Annotated in this window: 14 protein-coding genes; 6 read left to right on the top strand and 8 right to left on the bottom strand. The window is 68.0% G+C overall.

Annotated features, from left to right (window positions below; genetic code table 11):
- Positions 1-98 precede the first annotated feature (98 nt).
- Positions 99-1112, bottom strand: coding sequence for an NAD(P)-dependent alcohol dehydrogenase (locus tag AncyloWKF20_RS16380; RefSeq protein ID WP_279318003.1), 1014 nt, complete (start codon positions 1110-1112; stop codon positions 99-101).
- A 161-nt stretch (positions 1113-1273) separates the two neighbouring features.
- Here AncyloWKF20_RS16380 and AncyloWKF20_RS16375 point away from each other — a divergent pair, with 161 nt between their 5' ends.
- On the top strand, positions 1274-2167 hold the full coding sequence (locus AncyloWKF20_RS16375; protein WP_279315053.1) for a LysR family transcriptional regulator: 894 nt from the start codon (positions 1274-1276) through the stop codon (positions 2165-2167).
- A 13-nt stretch (positions 2168-2180) separates the two neighbouring features.
- Here the strand turns inward: AncyloWKF20_RS16375 and AncyloWKF20_RS16370 are convergent, their stop codons facing one another.
- The 3 genes from AncyloWKF20_RS16370 to AncyloWKF20_RS16360 form a co-directional block, all read right to left on the bottom strand.
- On the bottom strand, positions 2181-3131 hold the full coding sequence (locus AncyloWKF20_RS16370; RefSeq protein ID WP_279315052.1) for a bifunctional riboflavin kinase/FAD synthetase: 951 nt from the start codon (positions 3129-3131) through the stop codon (positions 2181-2183).
- A gap of 59 nt (positions 3132-3190) precedes the next feature.
- Positions 3191-4069: a TIGR01459 family HAD-type hydrolase gene (locus AncyloWKF20_RS16365; RefSeq protein WP_279315051.1), complete on the bottom strand. Its 879-nt coding sequence runs from the start codon at positions 4067-4069 to the stop codon at positions 3191-3193.
- A 95-nt stretch (positions 4070-4164) separates the two neighbouring features.
- On the bottom strand, positions 4165-4983 hold the full coding sequence (locus tag AncyloWKF20_RS16360) for a Crp/Fnr family transcriptional regulator (RefSeq protein WP_279315050.1): 819 nt from the start codon (positions 4981-4983) through the stop codon (positions 4165-4167).
- 225 nt (positions 4984-5208) lie between these two features.
- Here AncyloWKF20_RS16360 and AncyloWKF20_RS16355 point away from each other — a divergent pair, with 225 nt between their 5' ends.
- From AncyloWKF20_RS16355 to AncyloWKF20_RS16345, 3 genes are all read left to right on the top strand, one after another.
- On the top strand, positions 5209-6264 hold the full coding sequence (locus AncyloWKF20_RS16355; protein WP_279315049.1) for a histidine kinase dimerization/phosphoacceptor domain -containing protein: 1056 nt from the start codon (positions 5209-5211) through the stop codon (positions 6262-6264).
- A gap of 118 nt (positions 6265-6382) precedes the next feature.
- Positions 6383-7756, top strand: coding sequence for a dihydroorotase (locus AncyloWKF20_RS16350; protein ID WP_279315048.1), 1374 nt, complete (start codon positions 6383-6385; stop codon positions 7754-7756).
- 72 nt (positions 7757-7828) lie between these two features.
- A complete protein-coding gene (locus AncyloWKF20_RS16345; RefSeq protein ID WP_279315047.1) occupies positions 7829-8140 on the top strand; it encodes a hypothetical protein in 312 nt (103 codons plus the stop codon).
- Between the two features lie 9 nt (positions 8141-8149).
- Here AncyloWKF20_RS16345 and truA read toward each other — a convergent pair whose 3' ends face one another.
- The 3 genes from truA to rpsA all read right to left on the bottom strand — a co-directional run bounded on the left by truA (position 8150) and on the right by rpsA (position 14618).
- Positions 8150-8902 carry a tRNA pseudouridine(38-40) synthase TruA gene (gene truA / locus AncyloWKF20_RS16340; protein ID WP_279315046.1) on the bottom strand — a complete coding sequence of 251 codons (753 nt, stop codon included), beginning with the start codon at positions 8900-8902 and terminating at the stop codon, positions 8150-8152.
- Positions 8903-9215: 313 nt separating this feature from the next.
- Entirely contained in the window at positions 9216-12167 is a 2952-nt protein-coding gene (polA, locus tag AncyloWKF20_RS16335) for a DNA polymerase I (RefSeq protein WP_279315045.1), read from the bottom strand.
- Positions 12168-12911: 744 nt separating this feature from the next.
- Positions 12912-14618 carry a 30S ribosomal protein S1 gene (gene rpsA, locus AncyloWKF20_RS16330; protein ID WP_279315044.1) on the bottom strand — a complete coding sequence of 569 codons (1707 nt, stop codon included), beginning with the start codon at positions 14616-14618 and terminating at the stop codon, positions 12912-12914.
- A 762-nt stretch (positions 14619-15380) separates the two neighbouring features.
- On the opposite strand from rpsA, the gene AncyloWKF20_RS16325 reads away from it, so the two are divergent.
- Together AncyloWKF20_RS16325 and AncyloWKF20_RS16320 are read left to right on the top strand one after the other, a co-directional pair.
- Positions 15381-16970 carry an EAL domain-containing protein gene (locus tag AncyloWKF20_RS16325; protein ID WP_279315043.1) on the top strand — a complete coding sequence of 530 codons (1590 nt, stop codon included), beginning with the start codon at positions 15381-15383 and terminating at the stop codon, positions 16968-16970.
- A 142-nt stretch (positions 16971-17112) separates the two neighbouring features.
- On the top strand, positions 17113-18381 hold the full coding sequence (locus AncyloWKF20_RS16320; protein WP_279315042.1) for a hypothetical protein: 1269 nt from the start codon (positions 17113-17115) through the stop codon (positions 18379-18381).
- Here AncyloWKF20_RS16320 and AncyloWKF20_RS16315 read toward each other — a convergent pair.
- On the bottom strand, positions 18361-18645 hold the full coding sequence (locus AncyloWKF20_RS16315) for a hypothetical protein (protein WP_279315041.1): 285 nt from the start codon (positions 18643-18645) through the stop codon (positions 18361-18363). The genes AncyloWKF20_RS16320 and AncyloWKF20_RS16315 overlap by 21 nt on opposite strands.
- Positions 18646-18663: the final 18 nt, after the last annotated feature.

Here is an 18663-nt window from a genome sequence, read left to right as displayed (position 1 = left end):
GCAGCGCCGAGGCGGTGCAAGGGCGGCGCAAAGGGAACGGGCGCAACAGGCGAGGCGGGACGGCTCTCCCGTCCGTCCCCGCCTGCGGGCCTCCACCGCTAATCCGGCGTCACCACGATCTTGCCGAAGGCGCCGCGATCGAGATGGTCGAGCGCGGCCGGCAGCGCGGCGAGGGGGTAGCGGGCGTCGATCACCGGCTTGATCCCGGATGTGTCCACCGCCCGGACGAGATCCTCCAGCGCCCGGCGATGGCCGACGCCGATGCCGTTGAGGGTGATCTGCTTCAGCATCAGCGGGCCGAGCGGCAGGCTGGCCTCGAAGCCCTCGATGACGCCGATCTGCGCGATGCGCCCGCCAATCGCCGCCACCTCCACCGCCCGGCCGAGCGTCGCGCCGCCGGCAAGCGCGAGGATATGGTCGGCGCCGCGTCCGCCCGTGGCGGCCCGCACCGCCTCCACCCAGTCGCCCTGCGTGCGGTCGATGCCGATAGCGGCGCCGAGCGCCCGCGCGCGTTCCAGCTTGGCGGCGCTGCTGGAGACCACGATGGTGCGGGCGCCATGCGCGCGGGCGATGGCAAGCCCGGCCAGCGCGACACCGCCCGTGCCCTCCACCAGCACGGTGTCGCCCGCCTTCAGCCCGCCGCGCTCGACCAGACCGAACCAGGCGGTCAGGCCGGCGCAGGACAGCGTGCTCGCCTCGTCCGGCGTCAGCGTGTCAGGTGCGCGCACCAGCCAGTCCTCGGGCAGCGCCACATAATCCGCCAGCACGCCGGGATAAGCGCCGCCCAGTGACTGATAGTGCGGATGGGCCGAATCCCCTTCTGGCAGGCCGTCGATCCAGCCGGGAAAGAAGGTGGAGATGACCGGGTCGCCGGGCGCGAAGCGGCGGGCGCCCGTGCCCAGCGCGGTCACCGTCCCGGCAAGGTCCGAGGCCGGCGTGAAGGGAAAGTCGAGCGGGGCGCCAACGCCATCGGCGATGATCAGCCGGTCGCGGTAGTTGAGCGACACGGCGGCCATCTTCACCAGAACCTCGCCGGGGCCGGGCTGCGGCACCGGCACCTGCCGAAGTTCCAGCCGGTCACGACCGAAGCCGTCCATCTCCCAGCGGCGCATGAGACCGGCCTCTGCCGTTGCGCCGCTCGTTTCCATCTCGTCCACCATCGTCGGTCTCCACAAAGCTTGAACTGACGACGAGCCTAGCGTTGAGATTTGCGATCCAGTTGCGATAGAATTTCTCGGCTTTGGCGAACATCTGGCGCCAATGGGAGGCCTTCATGAGCGAGGTGCTGGCGGGCATCGACGTCTTCGTCGCGGTCGTCGAATCCGGCAGCTTCTCGGCGGCAGCCGGGCGGCGCGGCCTTACGCGCTCGGCGGTGGCCAAGACGGTGGCGCGGCTGGAGGCCCGGCTCCAGCTCCGGCTGTTCCACCGCACCACGCGCAGCCAGACCCTCACCGAAGATGGGCAGCTCTATTACCAGCACTGCCTGCGGGCGCTGGACGAGTTGCGGGTGGCGCGAACCGCGCTCGATTCCGGCCGGCACGCGGCGGTCGGGCGGCTGCGTGTCACCGCGCCCCTGCTCTTTGGCCGCCGCTGCGTCGCGCCGATCCTAGCCGAGCTCGTGGCGCACCACCCTCGCCTCACCATCGACGTGCATTTTTCCGATGCGGTGGTCGATGTGCTGGCGGATGGCTACGACCTCGCCATCCGCAACGGCGCGCCGGGCGCGTTCCACGGCACCGGGCTGACCACCCGGACCCTCGGGCAGCAGCGCATGGTGGTCTGCGCCGCGCCGGCCTATCTCGCCGCGCATGGCACGCCGGCGGGCCTCGACGATCTCAAGCACCACGCCGCCATCGTCTATGCGGTGGACGGCGGGGTGAGGCCCTGGGAGTTCCCGCAGGCGGACGGCCCGCCGCTGACGGCCACGCCACCGAGCCGGCTGCGCTTCGACGATGTCGAATCCATCGCCGATGCCGCGACCGCCGGGCATGGTCTCGCCTGGCTGCCCTGCTGGCTGATCCGCGACCGGGTGAATGCCGGCGCGCTGGTGCCGCTGCTCAAGGGGATGCCCGCCCGCATCTTCTCCACGCAGGCGCTCTGGCCGACGGGCCCGCATATGCCGCTGAAGCTGCGCGTCGCGCTCGACGCGCTGGCCGCCGAGCTTTAGGCGAGCGCCGAGCTTAGGCCAGCGCCGCCTTGGCCCGGGCGCTGTCGATGTCCATCTGGGCGATCAGCGCGTCGATGCTGTCGAATTTCAGCTCGGGGCGCAGATAGGCGTGGAAGGCGACGGTGAGCACGCGGCCATAGAGATCGCCGGCAAAGTCGAAGATGAAGGTTTCCAGCCGCGGCGCGCCGTCGTCGAAGGTCGGGCGGCGGCCATGACTCGCCACGCCCTTATGCGTCACCCCGTCGATCGTCACCGTCACCGCATAGATACCGTGGGCGAGGGTGGTCGCCGGGTCGAGCCGCATATTGGCGGTCGGGTAGCCGAGCTCGCGCCCGCGCTTGTCGCCATGGATCACCTCGGCCTCGACCGCCCAGGGCGCGCCGAGCATGTGCGCGGCCTGCTCGACGCGCCCCTGCGCCAGCGCGGCGCGGATGACGCTGGAGGAAATCTGCGCGCCCTCGTCGAGCAGCGGCGGCACGATCTCGACCGGGAAGCCGTGGCGCTGCCCGGCCTCGCGCAGAAAGGCCGGCGAGCCGCCCCGCCCCTTGCCGAAATGGAAGTCGTAGCCGGCCACCACCATGGAGACGCCGAGCCGGCCGACCAGCAGGTCGGCGACGAAGGCTTCCGCCTCCAGCCCGGCAATGGCGGCGTCGAAGGGCAGCACGATGGCGCCGTCGAGGCCCGTCTCGGCGAGGCGCCGCAGCTTCATCGGCTCCGGCGTCAGGCGGAACATCGGCTCGTCCGGGCGGAAGAAGGCGCGCGGGTGCGGCTCGAAACTCATGGCCAGCGCCGGCCGGCCGAGTGAGCGCGCCTGATCGATGGCGGTGCCGATCACCGCGCGATGGCCGCGATGCACCCCGTCGAAATTGCCGATGGCGATGACGGGATGGGCGAGCGCCTCCGGCAGCGGGCCAGCGGTGCGCAGCACGGGGAAAGCGTGGGCAGAGGCGGGAGCGTGGGTCATGTCGCCCGGCACGAAAGAACAGGTGCCCCTTTAGTGGTCCCGCGCGGCCGGGGCGTCAATCACCACGAAAGCCGCGTCGTCACCGCAGCCGGCTGGCCGGGCCCGTCGGCCATAAGCCGGGCGAGGGCGGCGGGGTCGACCTCGGCGCCATGCTCAAGCCCGAGCTCGCCGGCATGGATGCCGGCGGCGACGAACAGGCAGTCAATGCCGAAGCCGAGCGCGCCGGCGAGATCCGTGCGCAGCGCGTCGCCAATGGCGATCATCCGCGCCTTGTCGGGCGCCGCGCCGCGCAGCCGCGTGGCGGTAGCGAAGGCGGTCTCGTAGATCGGCCGGTGCGGCTTGCCGCAGAACACGACATCGCCGCCGAGCTCCGCATAGGCCTCGGCAATGGCCCCGGCGCACCAGATGAGGTCGCCGCCGCGCTCCACCACAATGTCGGGATTGGCGCAGATGAAGGGCAGATTGCGCGCCTTCGCAGTCTTCAGCGTCTCGGCATAGTCGGCCGGCGTCTCGGTGGTGTCGTCGAACAGGCCGGTGCAGACGATCAGCTCGGCGTCCTCGAGCCCAGTCTGAGTGAGGTTCAGCCCGTCATAGATGCCGAGGTCGCGCTCGGGACCGAGATGCCACATCTTCGTGCCCGGCCGGTCGCCCAGCAGCGACATGGTGACCATGCCGGAGGTGACGATGGCGTCATAGGCGTCGCGCGGGACGCCCAGCCCGTCGAGGATCTGCGCCACCGCATCGGCGGGACGCGGGGCGTTGGAGACGAGGATCACCGTCGTGCCGGCGGCGCGGGCGCGCGCGAGGGCGTCGCCCGCCGGAGGGAAGGCGGCGACGCCGTTATGCAGCACGCCCCAGATGTCGCAGAGCACGACATCGTAGCGCGGGGCGAGATCGGCGAAGGCGGTGACGATCGGCGGGGCGGCGTGCGATTCCATGGCCCGCGTCGTGCCATGCTCGGGCCGGGCAGACAAGGCCCGGCGCGACACAGGAGCCATGCGGCGCGTCGCCACCGGGGTCTTCACCGCTCCGTTCAGGGCCGGAAGGACGGGCCGTTGGTGATGATCGACCCGCCGCCGGCAACCTCGTTGCCGGTCGGGTAGACGCCGCCGAGCACATCGTCGAAATGCCGGCGCACCACGCCATGGCAGCCGCAGCTCATGGAGCGCAGGCGCTGCGCGTCGCGGATGTTCAGCCGCCCGCGCTTGGGCTCCACCGCCCCGCTGTCGCGCAATTGCTGGATGACGCGGCTGATATAGGAGCGCCCGACCGCCAGCATGGCGGCGAGCTGTTCCTGCGTCAGGCGCACGCTGTCCTCGCCCGTGCGGTCGAGCGCGGCGATCAGCCATTTGGCGGTGCGCTGCTCGATGGAATGGGCGGCGTTGCAGGCGACCGACTGGAACACCTGCGCGAGCAGGCAATCGGCATAGCGCGCGAACAGGTGCTGAAGCGCCGGCGAGGCGTCCTTGGCGCGTTCCAGCTCGGCCGTGTCGAGCCGCAGCAGCGGCCCCCCGAGCTGAACGACCGCGCGCGCATAGGCCGGCAGGCGCCCCTGGCTGACAATGCCGCCCACCGCGCCCTCGCGCCCGATCGTGGTCACCTCGACGGGACGCCCGTCGGCCAGCAGAACCATGAAGGACACCAGCGTCGGCCCGCAGGGAAAATAGACATGACGCACATCGTCACCCGGCTCGTAGAGCACCGCCCCCGCCGGCCGGTCGAGGCGGCGCAGCGCCCCGCGCAGCAGCGCGAAATCGGCCGGGCGCAACGCGCCCAAGAGGTTGTTGCCGCCGGACGACGGTTCGCTGAACGTGCCGTGCTGCGTATCTTCGGCGGTGGTATCGCGCTTCATGGCGGGGCCTCGTCCCTCGGATGCGCGATTAACGCGGGAGCACGCCGCTTTGTTCACTAGGATGCAGATGAGCGGTGACGGGCGCGGTAAAACCCGGCAGATTACGCGCCCGGAACGGCTGACCAGTGGGGATGTTGCCGATGTGCCGACGTGACCACCTCGGGGCGACCGCCCGCCGCCATCCGGCGCAACGCCATGGTTGCGGGACCGCGTCACGGGCGCTGAATGGCTGATATGTCGCCGGGCGTGCCGGCGGAGTCCCTGTTCTGGCGGCTGGTGCGATTCGCCCGGCCGCTGCGCGAACGGCGCTGGCTGGCGGATGCCTGCGGCCTCGCCATGTTCGCCTTCGCGCTCGCGCTGCGCTTCGCGGTGGACAGCGTGCTGCCGCCGGGCTTTCCCTTCCTCACCTTCTTCCCGGCGGTGATCCTCACCACCTTCTTCTGCGGCCTGCGGCCCGGAATCATCTGCGCGGCGCTGTCGACGCTGGCGGCCTGGGTGTTCTTCATCGGCCCGATGACCGACATGGAACTGAACGGCCAGGCGCTGCTGGCGCTCGGCTTCTTCGTCGTCATCGCCTCCATCGACATCGCGCTGATCCACTTCACCTTCGGCGCGGCGGACAAGCTGCGGGCGGAACAGGCGGTCACGGCGCGGCTCTATGAGAACCAGCGCACCATGTTCCAGGAGCTGCAGCATCGCGTCGCCAACAACATGCAGTTCGTCGCCGCGCTGCTGACGCTGCAGAAGCGCAAGGTGAAGGAAGATGCCAGCCAGGCGGTGACCGCCCTCGACGAGGCGCGCGCCCGGCTCGACACCATCGCCCGCATCCACCGCCAGCTCTACGCGCCCGAGCGGCTCGACATGCCGACCGGCCAGTTCCTGCGTGAACTGTGCTGCGATCTCGTCACCGCCTCCGGCGCCGAGGCGATCACCTGCGATGTGGTCGCGCCCGACCTGCCGCTCAACGTCACTCAGCTCACCACGCTCTCCATGCTGGTGGCGGAGATCGTCACCAATTCGCTCAAGCATGCCTTCGAGAAGGGGCGGCCGGGCGAGATCGTCATCCGCGTCACGCCACAGGAGGCCGGGCGCTACGAGATCGCCATCGCCGATGACGGGCGCGGCATGCCGGAGGCGGTGGAGAGCGTGCGCAACCGCGGTCTCGGCCTGCGAATCATCCAGGGCCTCGCCACCCAGCTCGGCGGCGAGGCGCAGTTCAGCCCCCGCCCGGCGCCGGAGCGCGGCACGGTGGTGCGCGTGCTGTTCGCGCTCACGCCCTGACCGGCGGCGCGCCCGCATCGCGGCGTTCACCTCCGGCGCGGAATGGCGTAAGAGCGCGGTATTCTGGGCGCAGGGCGAGGCTTGCGCGGGCCATTCACATCACCGGCGAGGGAACATCATGACCGAGACGTTCGATCTTCTGCTCAAGGGCGGCACGGTGGTGAATCAGGACGGCGTCGCCGCCCGCGACGTCGGCGTGCGCGCCGGCCGCATCGCCGGCATCGGTTCGTTCGACCCCTCGCAGGCGGGCGAGACGATCGACTGCACCGGCCTCACCCTCCTGCCCGGCGTGATCGACACGCAGGTCCACTTCCGCGAGCCGGGCATGGAGCACAAGGAAGACCTGGAGAGCGGCTCGCGCGCGGCGGTGATGGGCGGCGTCACCGGCGTGTTCGAGATGCCCAACACCAACCCGCTCACCACCTCGGGCGACGCGTTGGCCGACAAGATCCGCCGCGCCACCGGACGCATGCATTGCGACTTCGCCTTCTTCGTCGGCGGCACGCATGACAATGTGAAGGATCTGCCGGAGCTGGAAATGCTGCCCGGCGCCGCCGGCGTGAAGGTGTTCATCGGCTCCTCCACCGGCTCGCTGCTGGTGGCGGATGATCCGGGCGTGCGGGCGATCCTCAAGGTGATCCGCCGCCGCGCCGCCTTCCATTGCGAGGATGAGCCGCGCCTTGCCGAGCGCCGCGATCTGCGCGTGCCGGGCGATGCGTCGTCCCACCCGGTCTGGCGCGACGAGATCGCCGCGCTGACCGCCACAACGCGCCTGGTGAATCTCGCCCGCGAGGAGGGCAAGCGCGTCCATGTGCTGCACATCACCTCGGCCGAGGAGATCGAGTTCCTGCGCGGCCACAAGGATGTCGCCACCGTCGAGGTCACCCCGCACCACCTCACCATGGATGCGGACTGGTACGCCCGTCTCGGCTCGCTGGTGCAGATGAACCCGCCCGTCCGCGAGGCCCGCCACAAGGCGGCGCTGTGGCGGGGTCTGGCCGAGGGAGTCGTCGACGTGCTGGGCTCCGACCACGCCCCGCACACGCTGGAAGAAAAGGCCAAGCCCTACCCGGACAGCCCCTCGGGCATGACCGGCGTGCAGACCTTCGTGCCGATGATGCTCGATCATGTGAATGCCGGCCGCCTGTCGCTGGAGCGTTTCGTCGATCTCTCCAGCGCCGGCCCCGCCCGCATCTTCGGCATCGCCACCAAGGGCCGCATCGCGGTGGGCTATGACGCGGACTTCACCATTGTCGACCTGAAGCGCCGCGAGACCATCCGCAATGGCTGGATCGCCTCCAAGCCCGGCTGGACGCCCTATGATGGGGTCGAGGTCACCGGCTGGCCGGTCGGCACCTTCATTCGCGGCAACCGGGTGATGTGGGAGGGCGAGCTCGTCACCCCTGCCTCCGGCGCGCCGATCCGCTTCGTCGAGGCGCTGGGGGCCTCCACCGCCAGCCGCACGCCGAGCCTGCTCGAACGGCTGGGCTGAGCGGCCGGCGCCGAATCGGGAACCTTTTCCCCTCCGCCCCGTTGGCCGGGGCTGGGGGAGGAGGATTGCCTGTTGATTCTTGATCTGTTTCGCCGCCGGGAAGCGTCATCGCCCGCGTCCCCGCGGCTCGTCATCGTCGCGGTGCCGGCCCTGGTGGACGTGCTCGAAGCGCTGGAAGCCGCCAAGGGCGGGCCGCTGAGCGAGGCTGAAGTCCTTGAGGTGCGCGACCGCGCCATCTGCGTGCGCGTCTCGCCGGCCGAGGCCGCCGACATCATCGCCCGCGAGCGCTTCCACATCGACCTCGCCACGCCCTATGCCGACTGGTGCCGCTACCGCGCCGGGCACCCGTCCTCGGTGCCGCGTTTCCGCCTGGCCGCCGAATAGGGCCGACGTTCAGTAGGTCACTTCCGCCAGATAAAGTCCGGCGGAGGGTGCCATCGGGCCGCAGCGCGTGCGGTCCCGCGCCTCCAGCGCCGCGCTGACATCATCGGCCGTCCACGCGCCCTCGCCGACCTTCACCAGCGTGCCCACGATGGAGCGCACCTGATGGTGGAGGAAGGAGCGCGCCTGCGCATGCACGCGGATCTCCATGCCCGGCCCCTCGATCGGCACGGTCTCGACGTCCAGCCGGTCCAGCGTCTTCACCGGCGAGGCGGCCTGGCAGCCAATGGCGCGGAACGTCGTGAAATCATGCCGGCCGATCAGCCGCGCCGCGCCCTCGGCCATCGCTTGCGCATCGAGTGGGCGCAGCACCCGCCACGCCCGGTCGCGCTGGAGCACGAGCGAGGGCCGGCGGGCGATGATGCGGTAGACATAGCGCCGCCCGGTCGCCGAGAAGCGGGCGTGGAAATCCTCCGCCGCCCGCTCGGCCGCAAGCACCGCGACCGGGTGCGGGCGCAGATGCGCGTTGATCGCGTCGCGCACCGTGTCGGGTTTCCAGTCCTTGGTGAGTTCCACATGCGCCACCTGCCCGGTGGCATGGACGCCCGCATCGGTGCGCCCGGCGCCATGCACCGTCACCACCTCGCCGGTGAAACGCTCCACCGCGCGGGCGAGGGCGCCCTGCACGCTCTCCCCCGCCGCCTGGATCTGCCAGCCGACAAAAGGCGTGCCGTCATATTCGATGGTGAGCTTGTAGCGCGGCATGATGCTTTCCTGCCCGCTCTGTAGCGCCGGACGGCGGCGCCGTCATCCCGGACGGCCGAAATCCCCTTAACCCGTCATCCCCGGGCTTGGCCCGGGGATCCACGACATTGGTCCCGACGCTCCCGGCCACAGACGTGGATGGCCGGGTCAAGCCCGGCCATGACGGTGCGTGGGCGGGAGATCGTCATCCCGGACGGCCGAAGGCCGAGCCGGGATCGCGTGCCGGCTTGTCACCGGGTGACGATCCCGGCTCGCGCTACGCTTGGCCGGGATGACGGGTTAAGGGATGGTCGGCAGCGCGAGCGCCGCCCCCTCAATGCGCCTCGTCCCAGTTCTCCGCCGCGCGCGCATCGACCTTCAGCGGCACACGGAGCGCCACGGCGGGGAGCGGGGCGCGTTCCATCACGGCGCGGACGACGGGGATAGTGGCCTCGATCTCGGCATCGGGCACCTCGAAGATCAGTTCGTCATGCACCTGCAGCAGCATCCGCGCGGAGAGGTTGGCGGCCTCCAGCGCGGCTTCCATGCCCACCATGGCGCGGCGGATGATGTCGGCCGCCGAGCCCTGAAGTCGTGCATTGATCGCCGCGCGCTCATTGAAGGCGCGGATCGACGGGTTCTTGGCGTTGATGTCCGGGTAATGGCAGCGCCGGCCGAACAGGGTTTCCACATAGCCATGGTCGCGGGCGAACAGGCGCGTCTCGTCCATATAGGCGCGGATGCCGGGGAAGCGCTCGAAATAGCGCTTGATATAGGCGCCCGCCTCCTCGCGCGGGATGGAGAGCTGGTTGGCGAGGCCGAAGGCCGAGATGCCATAGATGATGCCGAAATTGATCGCCTTGGCGCGCCGGCGCACCTCGGACGGCATCCCCTCGATCGGCACGCCGAACATTTCCGACGCCGTCATGGCGTGGATGTCCAGCCCGTCCTGGAAGGCCTGGCGCAGCGCCGGCACCTCGGCGATCTCGGCGAGCAGCCGCAATTCGATCTGCGAATAATCGGCCGAGATCAGCTTGTGGCCGGGCGCGGCGATGAAGGCCTTGCGGATCTTGCGGCCTTCCTCGGTGCGCACCGGGATGTTCTGCAGGTTCGGCTCGGAGGAGGAGAGCCGGCCCGTGGTGGTGGCCGCCAGCGCGAAGGAGGTGTGGACGCGATTATTGGCGTCGGCATAGCCGGGCAGCGCGTCGGCATAGGTGGATTTCAGCTTCTGCAGCTGGCGCCAGTCGAGAATGCGGCGGGGCAGTTCATGGCCCTGCTCGGCCAGTTCCTCCAGCACATCGGCGCCGGTGGACCAGGCCCCCGTCGGGGTCTTGCGCCCGCCGGGGATCTGCATCTTGCCGAACAATATATCGCCGAGCTGCTTGGGCGAGCCGGGGTTGAAGCTCTCCCCGGCCATGGCGGAGATTTCCGCCTCCAGCCGCGCCATGCCTTGCGCGAACTCGCCGGAGAGGCGCGAGAGCATCTGCCGGTCAATGATGATGCCGCGCGTCTCCATGCGGGCGAGCACGGTGACGAGCGGGCGCTCCAGCGTCTCATAGACGCTGGTCTTGCCCTCGGCCGGCAGGCGGGGCTTGAGCACCCGCCAGAGCCGGAGCGTCACATCCGCGTCCTCGGCGGCATATTCGCTCGCCCGGTCGATGGGCGCCCGGTCGAAGCTGATCTGCCCCTTCCCCTTGCCGCAGACCTCCTCGAACTTGATCGGCGTGTGGCCGAGCCAGCGCATGGACAGGGGGTCCATGCCATGGGGCGAGGCACCGGCGTCGAGCACATAGGAGATCAGCATCGTGTCGTCATACGGGCCGACCTCGATGCCCCAGCGCTTCAGCACCAGCCAGTCATATTTCAGGTTCTGGCCGACCTTGAGGACGCCGGGATGTTCGAGCAGCGGCTTCAGCGCGTCGATGGCCGCGCCGACCGGAATCTGCTCGGGCAGCAGCCCCTCGCTGAACAGCCCGTCATCGCCGCCCTTATGGGTCAGCGGGATGTAGCAGGCCGCGTTCGGGCCAATGGCGAGCGAGACGCCGACGAGATCGGCGGTCAGCGGGTCGAGGCCGGTCGTCTCGGTATCCACCGCCACGACGCCGGCCTCAAAGGCGCGGATGACCCAGTCCTGCAACCGCTCCAGCGTGCGCACCGTCTCATATTTGGAGCGGTCGACCGGGATGGCGGTGGCCTGCGCCTGCCGCTGCGCCGAGAGCGCGGCGGGGGTGAGCGCGGCCTCGCCCGCGGGCGTCGCGTCGACATCCGCCGGCGCGGCGGAGACGCCGGTGTCCGGGTCGAGCCCGGCGCTCACGAGCCCGCCCTCATGCCCGCCCGCCTTCAAGCCGGAATCGGGCTCGATGGCGGCGATGTCGATCTCATAGGCCTCGCCGACGCGGCGGGTGAGCGTGGTGAATTCCATCGCCTTCAAGAAGGCGATCAGCTTCTTGCCCTCGGGCTCGACCACGGCGATGTCGTCGAGCGGCACGTCGAGCGCCACATCGCGCTTCAGCGTCACCAGCTCGCGCGACAGGCGGGCCTGGTCGGCGAACTCGATCAAATTCTCGCGGCGCTTGGTCTGCTTGATCTCACCGGCGCGGGCGAGCAGCGTGTCGAGATCGCCGAATTCGGCGAGGAGCTGTGCCGCCGTCTTGATGCCGATACCCGGCACGCCCGGCACGTTGTCGACCGAATCACCGGCGAGCGACTGCACGTCGACCACCTTCTCCGGGGCAACGCCGAACTTCTCCATCACCTCGTCCGGCCCGATCGCCTTGTCCTTCATCGGGTCGTACATTCGCACCCGATCGTCGACCAGCTGCATCAGATCCTTGTCGGAGGAAATGATGGTGACCAGCGCGCCCTTGGCCTTGGCCTGCTCGGCATAGGTCGCCATCAAATCGTCCGCCTCGAAGCCGGCCTGCTCGACGCAGGCGAGGTCGAAAGCGCGCGTCGCCTCGCGGATCAGCGGGAATTGCGGGCGCAGATCCTCCGGCAGGTCCGGGCGCTGCGCCTTGTAGAGCGGGTAAATGTCCTTGCGGAAGGTCTGCTCGGACTTGTCGAACACGACGGCGAGATGCGTCGGCTTGGGCGAGAACCCAGAGCCGTTATTTCCGGCCCGCACCAGCTTCCACAGCATGTTGCAGAAGCCCGCCACCGCCCCGACCGGCAGCTTGTCGGAAGAGCGGGTGAGCGGGGGCAGCGCGTGATAGGCGCGGAAGATATAGGCGGAACCGTCGATCAGGACGACGTGGTCGCCGGCTTCCAGCGGGTCATGCTCGGGCATGGAGGGCTCCGTTACGGGCGCGCACGATGCCTCCCCCGCCGCGCCGGGGCAAGGGGGCGGCGGTGCGGGAGACGGGATGGCGGCGCGAAGCTTGGAAGCGCCCGCCGGACGACGCCCAATCGTTCAGCCCTCATCACGGCCGCGCGCCGTAACAGCCGTCATCCCGGCCGGAGCGCAGCGCAGAGCCGGGATCGTCACACGGTGACAGGGCGGCACGCGATCCCGGCTCGGCCTTTGGCCGTCCGGGATGACGGGGATGGATAGCCACGCACAGCCCCCCCCCATCACACCGTCATGGCCGGGCTTGACCCGGCCATCCACGACCTGCCACCGGCGCACCTGGACGACGTCGTGGATCCCCGGACCAAGTCCGGGGATGACGTTGTGAAGGTTGGAACCGCCCGCCCGGACGACACCCAACCTTTCCGCCGTCATCCCGGCTGCCACCCAGTAACAGCCGTCATCCCGGCCGGAGCGCAGCGCAGAGCCGGGATCGTCAGCAGATGATGAGCGTAGAGCCGGGATCGTCGACCGATCATGAGCTGGAGCCCGATCCCGGATCGGCCTTTGGCCGTCCGGGATGACGGCATCACTCCCCACGCGCCGTCGTCCCTGGGCTTGGCCCGGCCATCCACGTCTTCCCGCAGGCGTCCTGCGCTCTTCCTGGAAGCGCTCGCAGGCCCAAAATGAAAACGGCCGGTGCGAGGCACCGGCCGTTTCCGTCGTCAGAGCGTGATGGCTCGATCAGTCGGCCTTCTCGGAGGCCTTCTTGAGCGCGGCGCCCAGGATGTCGCCGAGCGAAGCGCCCGAGTCCTGCGAGCCGAACTGCGCCACGGCTTCCTTCTCCTCGGCGATTTCAAGCGCCTTGATGGAGACCTGCACCTTGCGCGCCTTGCGGTCGAACAGGATGACGCGGGCGTCGAACTTCTCGCCCACGGCGAAACGGTCCGGACGCTGGTCGCCGCGGTCGCGGGCCAGTTCCGAGCGCTTCACGAAGGTGGTCATGTCGGTGCCGGCGATCTTCACGTCGACGCCGCCATCCTTCACATCGATGACTTCGCAGGTGACGATGGCGCCCTTGCGGAGTTCGCCCGCGTCCTGGAAGGGGTCGCCGGCGAGCTGCTTCACGCCGAGCGAGATGCGCTCCTTCTCGACATCCACGTCGAGAACGACCGCCTTGATCACGTCGCCCTTCTTGAACTCGTCGATGACCTGCTCGCCCGGACGGTTCCAGTCGAGGTCGGAGAGGTGGACCATGCCGTCCACGTCGCCGTCGAGACCCAGGAACAGGCCGAACTCGGTCTTGTTCTTGACCTCGCCCTCGACGGTGGCGCCCGCCGGATACTTCTCGGCGAAGGCATCCCACGGGTTCTGCAGGGTCTGCTTGAGACCGAGCGAGATGCGGCGCTTGACCGGATCGACCTCGAGGATCGCGACTTCCACTTCCTGAGAGGTGGCGACGATCTTGCCGGGGTGGACGTTCTTCTTGGTCCAGCTCATCTCGGAAACGTGGATGAGGCCCTCGATCCCCGGCTCCAGCTCGACGAACGCGCCGTAGTCGGTGATGTTGGTGACGCGACCCTTGAAGCGGGCCTGCACCGGGTACTTGGCCTCGATGCCCTCCCACGGATCGCCGAGGAGCTGCTTCATGCCCAGCGAGATGCGGTGCGTCTCGTGGTTGATCTTGATGATCTTCACCTTGACCGTCTGGCCGATGTTCAGCACTTCGGTCGGGTGGTTCACGCGGCGCCAGGCGATGTCGGTGACATGCAGCAGGCCGTCAATGCCGCCGAGGTCCACGAACGCACCGTAATCGGTGATGTTCTTGACCACGCCGTCGATGACCTGACCCTCTTCGAGGTTCTGCACCAGCTCGTGACGCTGCTCGGCGCGGGTCTCTTCGAGAACCGTGCGGCGCGAGACGACGATGTTGCCGCGGCGACGATCCATCTTGAGGATCTGGAAGGGCTGCGGGTTGTGCATCAGCGGGCCGACGTCGCGGATCGGACGGATGTCCACCTGCGAGCGCGGCAGGAAGGCCACGGCGCCGTCGAGATCGACGGTGAAGCCGCCCTTCACCTGGTTGAAGATCACGCCCGTGACCTTCTCCTGGGCGTTGAACGCCTTTTCGAGGCGGACCCAGCTCTCTTCGCGGCGGGCCTTGTCGCGCGACAGGACGGCTTCGCCCAGCGCGTTCTCGACGCGCTCGAGATAGACCTCGACCTCGTCGCCGACCTTGATCTGCTGGTCACGGCCCGGGCCGGCGAATTCGCGCAGCGCCACGCGGCCTTCGGTCTTCAGGCCGATGTCGATGATCGCGAGATCCTTCTCGATCGCGACGACAATGCCCTTGACCACCGCGCCTTCGGCCGGCTCGGTGTGGTTGAAGCTCTCTTCGAGCATCGCGGCGAAATCGTCGCGCGCGGCGCTGAGGGTTTGAGTAGCGGACATCAAGACTCCATGTTGCCAATGCGCCGGACGGGGTTGGGATCGTTTCGCCCACCGCGGGCTTCGGGACCTGGCAGTTCCCGGAGCAACCCCGCACGGGGCCCGGCGCAATGGCCGTGGTGGTCGAAACGCAGGCGGTGACAACGGCCCGGCATCGCTCGGGATGAGCGGGCCGCCGGGACCGTGAAACATCGTTATCTCTGGCCGGCCGCGGCGACGTGAACATCGTCCGATCGGCGGCGGGCGCGATGCGCGTCGGGAGCGGGCTCGCCTCCAGCTTGCGGGAGACGCGCATCCCGCGCTCCCGGCCCGCCCGCGATCGCCCATAGTTGGGGCGCCCGGACGGGCGTTGCAATAGCGCAGGAACCGGCCCGGCGCAAGGCACAGCGCGGTGATCGGGCCAGCGCCGGCGCGGCGGCGCGCGCGTCACCCGGCGCGGCGGTTCGCGCCCGAGCTGGCGCAACGTCATGCGTACTTGTCCGCTTGGCCGCCCGACCGGAACGCCTTACCACTTCCACCGTGTCGCACGACCTAAGCGCGCGCGATGGGATCGGCAGCCGGGCCGTGGCACCAGCCTGACGCCAGCTTGCGCCCTTTAAGGTCGCCGCGCCGGTTCCAGGACAGGGCCGGCCGCGCCGTGGGGCACGCCATGTGGTACGTTAGGGTTGGATTGCTGAGGTGACGCGTTCCGCAGAGGGCCGAGAGAACGACCTTCAGCGACGCCGGGCTCTGTCCCGGGGGCGAAAGGCCGTGTGGAGAAAACGGGTGAAGCGCTGGCGCAGCCTGATGCTCGCGGTCGCCGTCGTCGGCATCGGCACGGCGGTGCCGCTGGCCGCGACGCTGATGGCCTCCTGGCGCCTCGCGGTGGAGAGCCGGCAGGCGGGCCTGGACACGCGCGCGGCCCATGCCCTCGCCCATGCCGAGGCGGTCTATGCCGAGGCGGCCGCGGCGCTGCGGACGATCGACCGCACCGATTTCAGCCCCTGCTCGCCCGCCCATATCGAGCGTCTGCGCGAGATCACCCGAACATCGCTGGCGGTCGACAACCTCGCCTATGGCGCGGGCGAGATCGTCGAATGCAACGCGTTCGGCCTCGTCATGAAGCGGCAGCCGCTCGCCGCCATCGACACCACGGCGCCGGACGGCACTGGCCTTTCCATCAACTGGGTGCTCGGCGAATCCGGCGGGCGGCCGACGCTGATCATGCGGCTGGGCGGGCATCACGCGCTGGTCGATCAGCGGCGCTTCGTCGGGCCGGTGGACAATGGCAACGACGTGATCGAGCTGAGCACGGCCTCAGGGCTGCGCCTCGTCACGGCGCATGGCACGTCCGGCATCGGCCCGATCGGCCGGCAGATGGACCCGCCCGCGCCGCTCGACACGGATGGGCTGCACGCCGTCGCTCTCTCGCCGAACTGGGTCGTCATCGCCCACGCCCCGCCGCTCGGCTTCCTCGCGCATCTCGAGGCGCAACGCGCGCTTCTGCTGCCGCTCGCTTTGGTGCTGGCACTGCTGTTCGGCGCCGCCTCGGTCTGGGCGCTGCGCCAGCGGCTCTCGCCGCGCGGGGAACTGGCGGCCGCCGTGCGGCACCGCGAGTTCATCGCCCATTATCAGCCGATCATGGAGCTTTCGACCGGGCGCTGCCTCGGGGCGGAGGCGCTGGTGCGCTGGCGCCGGCCGGATGGCGAGCTGGAGCGGCCGGACCTGTTCATCCCGCTCGCCGAGGAGACCGGGCTGATCCTGCCGATCACCGACCAGATGATCGCCGCCATCATCGCCGATCTCGGCCCCGTGCTGCGCGCCGACCCGTTCCTGCATGTCGCCATCAATATCTGCGCCGACGACCTGTCCTCCGGCCGTGTGCTCGGCGTGCTGGCGCGCCAGCTGGCGGGCACCGGCATCGCGCCCCGGCAGATCTGGCTGGAGGCGACCGAGCGCGGCTTCGTCGATATTGACGGCACCCATGCGACGCTGGTGGAGGCGCGCCGGCGCGGCCATCTCGTCGCCATCGACGATTTCGGCACCGGCTATTCGGGCCTGAGATATCTCCAGCGCCTGCCGGTCGATGCGCTCAAGATCGACAAGAGCTTCGTCGATTCGCTCGGCACCCAGGCGCCGACCTGCCATGTCACCGAGCACATCCTCGCCATGGCGCGCGAGCTGCACCTCACCGTGGTCGCCGAAGGGGTGGAGCGGCCCGAGCAGGCCGCCTTCCTGCGCGAGCGCGGCGTCGAGATGGCGCAAGGCTGGCTGTTCGCCCGCGCCATGCCCGCCCCCGACTTCCGCGCCTTCTGCCGCGCCAACCGCGCCCAGTTCGGCGAGCCGTGCAAGGTGATCCCCTTCGCGGCGGAGTGAGGGAGGGGCGTGAGCTACAACATTGGTTCTGCTATCAAAGACTGTGGGGAGGGCACCGCGCTTCGTAACTGCCCCTTGATCGAATGGTAAAATCGAATGAATCATTCCCCTTGGATACGATCATTACTGAGCACGGGGGTATATGATGGACGAACCAGAGTCGGAAAGCGGATCCGTTCCGTCGAACTCTGCAGGCGCGGCGACTTCCGACGCAGGAACAGCGGCAGATCCATCCGCTTCATCCGCCTTCGGCGAGTCCATAATAGATCCAGAGGCATCATCGCCAAAAAAGCGTCGTCGAAAATCTAACCGGACCTATCCTCCATCGACTTTTGACGATGCAATCATGTTTGCACGCAGCGTGTATGATTTTGGTGCCGGTGCTCCGGTAAGAAAGCTTTCTTACTACAATCATATCGGAAAATCACCAGAAAGCAGCGCCAGCCGAGATAGCATCACAAACGCATTTAAGTATGGACTAGTTAAATCCAGTTTTGCTTCTGAGCAAATTGAATTAACATCTTCCGCTCTTATCATTGTAGGCGATAATGCTAACGAGCGAGAGCGCGCAAAAGCAAAAATTTCTCTGGGAATTGAAAATATTGAGCCATTCAAAATTATTTATAACCGCTTTGTCGGTAATCGAATGCCGGCAAAATCAGCTCTGACGGATGCCATTTGTGAAATCGGCGTTCCAGAAGAGTTGAGTGACGAAGCGATCGATATATTCATCGTAAATCTTCGGACTGTCGGCTTACTGCAAGTACTGTCTGGCGCAGAGCGAATTTTAACAATCGACCATCTTCTAGATAGTTTGCCCGCGACGCCGTTGGTGCACAAATCACATGCTGACGTGAATAACCCTCCCCCAGCGATTGGTCCGGCGTCATTGCCTGCCCGGAGTTCGGAGACCGTCAATTTTGACGACGTATGTTTCTATATCGCGCCCATAGGAGAGGCGGGCAGCGACACAAGAAAGCACTCAGATTTATTCCTTGGAAGTATAGTTGAACCAGCTATTACACAGCTTGGACTACGTGTTGTTCGTGCGGATACGATTGGCGATCCCGGAATGATAACACGTCAGATAATGGAATATATATTACGATCACGGCTCGTCGTCGCCGATTTGTCATTTCATAATCCAAATGTATTTTACGAACTTGCAATTCGCCATGCGACTCGAATGCCTATCGTTCAAATAATACGAAAGGCGAACAAGATACCTTTCGACGTAAATCAAATGAGAACGATAGAAATAGACGATGCTGATATCTATACGTTTGTCCCCAACATCGAAATATACCGAGCCGATGTTGCTACTCATGCACGTCGAGCTCTTGAATCTACAACAGAAATGGAAACGCCAGTTTCTGTTTATTTTCCGGCATTAAGAACGACCATTAACTAGTCCGCCCCTCGCCCGCACCACCGCCGCGACACCCAGCAATATGAGCCCCGTCATCACCCCGACGGCCACCAGCCCGGCGGGGGTGGCGCGGGCGGTGCTGGTGAGGACGAGCGGGCCGAGGCGCATCTCGGCGCTGGCGCGCAGTTCCTCCGGGTGGGTGAAGGCTTCCGGCTCCGGCGGCTGCGCGGGATGGGCGGGCGAGGCGGCCAGCCGCGTCACGCGCCGCGTCGCGTCAGGGGAAGCGGGATCGACGGGAAGGGCCATGGCACGTCTCCGTTGAGC

Source organism: Ancylobacter sp. WKF20 (assembly GCF_029760895.1).
Lineage (GTDB): Bacteria > Pseudomonadota > Alphaproteobacteria > Rhizobiales > Xanthobacteraceae > Ancylobacter.
The sequence above is the reverse complement of the archived record's forward strand: the minus strand, read 5'-3'. Positions and strand labels throughout refer to the sequence as shown.